General features: G+C 68.1%; 1 protein-coding gene. It reads left to right on the top strand.

The genetic code is table 11. The features are described 5' to 3' along the window. Window positions 1-31 precede the first annotated feature (31 nt). A partial coding sequence (locus EQG63_RS12160; RefSeq protein ID WP_206733273.1) for a hypothetical protein occupies window positions 32-430 on the top strand: 399 nt, incomplete at its 3' end.

The following is a 430-nucleotide window of genomic DNA, read 5'->3' as shown; positions in this document are numbered from 1 at the left end:
CCCGGCGCAGTGACGGAAGGGGAGCGCGAGCATGAACAAAAAGACTCGCCCTGCTTACTTGGGGGTATTGCTGGGGGTAGCGCTGATCGGCCTGGGCGTGGCGTATGAAAAGCTCTGGTGCGATCCCCGCGAGCTGTTGCAGGAACCTGCCGACCCGCAGGCCCTGCACCGCCTCAGCCGGGACGGCGTGACCGTGGAGTTCGAGGCCCGGCCGCTGGCCGGGGGCGAGTTGAAGGAAGGCGCCTTCGCCAATATCCGCTTCAAGGTCAGCGACCAGACCAGTGGCCAGCCGCTGTCGGGCATGGCCCCGGGGGCGTGGATCGACCCGGCGCAGTCGGCGCCGGTAGGCGACCGCAACCAAAGCTGCAAGGCGCGGGTTGCGCTGTTTCTCAAGAGCAGCATCGGCGCCCGGCCGCTGCTCGACCTGAAC

This window comes from Flavobacterium amnicola (genome assembly GCF_004122165.1).
Classification (GTDB): Bacteria; Bacteroidota; Bacteroidia; order Flavobacteriales; family Flavobacteriaceae; genus Flavobacterium; species Flavobacterium amnicola.
Note: the sequence above shows the minus strand (reverse complement) of the source record. Positions and strands in the feature narration are given on the sequence as shown.